This window comes from Nocardiopsis sp. TNDT3 (genome assembly GCF_003427465.1).
GTDB lineage: Bacteria > Actinomycetota > Actinomycetes > Streptosporangiales > Streptosporangiaceae > Nocardiopsis > Nocardiopsis dassonvillei.
Window position 1 is genome coordinate 1 of the sequence record NZ_QPFC01000405.1, and the last position, 2,785, is coordinate 2,785.

2 pseudogenes are annotated in these 2,785 nt (G+C 68.3%); both read right to left on the minus strand.

From position 1 onward, the window contains the following. Window positions 1-465, minus strand: a pseudogene (locus DQW06_RS10780) (hypothetical protein); the annotation flags it as partial. 103 nt (window positions 466-568) lie between these two features. Then, window positions 569-2,785 (minus strand): annotated as a pseudogene (locus tag DQW06_RS10785) (YwqJ-related putative deaminase); the annotation flags it as partial.

A 2,785-nucleotide genomic window follows, 5' to 3' on the forward strand; every position in this document is an offset into this window, starting at 1 on the left:
GTGGGGGTGGCGGGTGATGCCCTGGATGATGAGTTTTCCGCTGGGGGCCCAGGTCAGGGTGGGGCCGTCCTCGATGCCCTCGATGAAGGTGTGCATCTCGATCCGGTTCCGGCGGTCGAGGGTGACGGCCTCCCCGGTGAAGGGTTTGCCGTCGTGCAGGACCCGTCGGCCCCGGCCCTCGACGTCGGCGGTGGTGAGGTCCGCGGCGCTGACCGCGGGCAGGGAGTCCCCGTGTTCGGGGGCTCGCATGCCTGGAGCCAGTCGGATCGGCTGCCAGGGGATGAACACCTCCTCCCCCGTCGCGGTGTCGGTTCCGCCGAACTGTGCCTCGTGGTGTTCCTCGCTGATGAGGCGGCCCGAGGAGTCCCATCTGCGGGACAGACGGTGGTTCGCGTAGGCGTCGTCGATGTACTCGAAGACGAGGCGGCCCTCGGTGTTCCAGTAGTGGGCGGGTCCCACGGGCATTCCTCCGGTGGAGACGTTTTCCAGACCGGCGAGTTGTCCGTTGCCGTGCCAGGACATTCTGGGGCCGTTCTCCAGACCGTGCACGAAGGTCTGCGTGTGGGTCTTACCGCTGTCTCTTGTCGTCTCCCTCCCGGTGAAGTCCGTCGTCCTCGCCCGGTTTTCTCTTTCTGTCGTCGGGGTCGTGTGGCCCGCCGAAGGGGGTGTCGTATGTCGGGAATCCATGTTCGATGCCTCTGTCCGGGTCGATTTCCGCGTCGGCCCTTCTCGGGGTGTAGTACGTGATGTTCCTGATGTCGTCCGTGGTGTGCGTGTTCTTCCCGCTGCGCGGGGCGGCTGCTCCCTCGGTGATGCGGGCGCAGTTCGCGCAGGAGGGGCAGTAGGGGACCCACGGCGGCTTCAGTGTGAACTTGTTGTCGAGCTGGAAGTGGCTGATCTGTGCGTCTTCCGTGGCGTTCAGGAGGCGGTTGACAGCCTTGACCTCGGCATGCCTGGCGGGTTTGTCGTAGTGGGGGTAGTTGCTGATCCTGCGGGTGGTGCCGTCCTTCTGGAGGATCTCGTACTTGCCCCGGAGGAACATGCCGTCGATGCGGTTCTTGATCTCGGGGTGCAGGAGTTCGGGCGCGATGACGGAGTGGCGGGGCCTGCCGTTGAGGCCTTCGGCGACGAGTCCGGTCCTGCGGTCGACGACGACGGAGTTGACGGCTCCGTTCTCGTGGCCCAGGTCCTCGGGGGTGAGGGGGATCTTGACGAAGTACTCCTCCCCGTCTTCCTCATGGGGGTAGCCGTCCGTGTTCCTCCCGGTCTCCGGGTCGAGGTTCGGCCTCGATTTCTTGGGCAGGCTCTTGTCCATCCTGCCGAGGTCGTGCCATTCGACGCGGACGGGCACCTTGTTTTTGACGAGGTAGGATATTTCCCTCGCCCGCATGTTGACGAGTTCGTGGACGAATTCGTCGAGGGGTTTGTCCTTGACGTGGGTGATGAGTCCGTCCTGGTCGGTGGTCCTGTCGGCTTCGGGAATTCTTCCGAGGATTCTCCCGTCGGTGAGGTACTTGGGGAAAGCGGGGTCCCCTTCGGTTTCCTCGCCCTGGATGCCGAAGACTTCGGTGGCGGGTTTCCACTGGTCCGACTTCTCCTGGCCGCTGCCCTCCGCCCCGGTCCGCGAGTCGTCCTGACCGCTGTCGTCCTGTCCGGGCTGACGGTTCGACGGCCCACCGTTGTCGCCCATCACGGGGAAGGCCAGGATGTCGGTCACCGAACCGGGCAGCGGCTGGTCGAAGTCGGCCTTGGGGTTGAGCAGCCCCAGGAAGTCGTCGGGGAAGGGCTTGGAGCCGAGGGTGTCGGGCGAGCCGTTCTCCTTGTCCGAGGACTTCGGGTCCACGGAGTCGGAGGGGGAGCCGTCCTGGTCCGACGGCGGTCGGACCAGCGGTTCGTCGAACGTTGAGCCGCGGGGCCGCTGTACCAGTGTGTCGGGGAGGTCGTACAGGGACAGGTCGTCGTCGCTGTCGTAGCCGTCCGAGTCCGTGTCCGGGACCAGGTCCGGAACAGGGTCCGCGTCGGTGTCGGGGCGGGCCGGGCTCTCTCCGCGGCTGCGGTTCGTGCCGTCCTGGTGGCCTCCACGCGGGGAACGGTCCTCCCCCTGCTTCCCGCGGTCCTTCCCCCCGGAACCGTCCCGGTCCCCGGAACTGTCGCCCGAACGGTCACCCTCACCGGTCCTGCCGCTGCCACCGCTGCCGCCCTGGTCGCCTTCGCCTCCGGAGCGGTCCTGGCCGGAGCCTCCGTTGCCGCCGGTCCGGTCCCCGCTGTTCCCCCCGGAACCGCCCTTGTCGGGGCCATCGTCGTCGCCGCCTTCGTCCTTGCGCTGGTCCTTGGAGTCGGTGGGGGCGTCCTCGTTCTCCTCCTCGGTGTCCTCCTCCTTCTTCTCCTCGTCCTGTGTGTGCTCGGGCTCCTTCGCCGTTTCCCCATCCTCGGGCTCGTGCTGTCTCCGGGACGGGTCGGACCCGGTCGCCTCGGGCGCTGTCCCGGGGGCCGAGGTCTCCTGGGCCCGGCCGTCGTTGACGGCCGGGGCGGGCCGGGTCGTCGTCCCCCCGCCGGAGGGTGCGTGCGCGGTGTCCTGCGCGGGGACGCCGCCTCCGGTGTTCGCGGGACCGTTCAGCTCCTGCTCGAAGAACGCGAACAGGTCGGACGCCGGGTCGGCGGCCGGGGGAGCCTGTTCCGCCGAGGGCACGCTCCCCTCCTGCCGGGAGGTGTCCGTGCGCTCCTGGGGCAGGGTGGAGGAACCCTCGTCGTCCCGGTTCCGGGTGAGGGGCTGGGGGACGGGGGC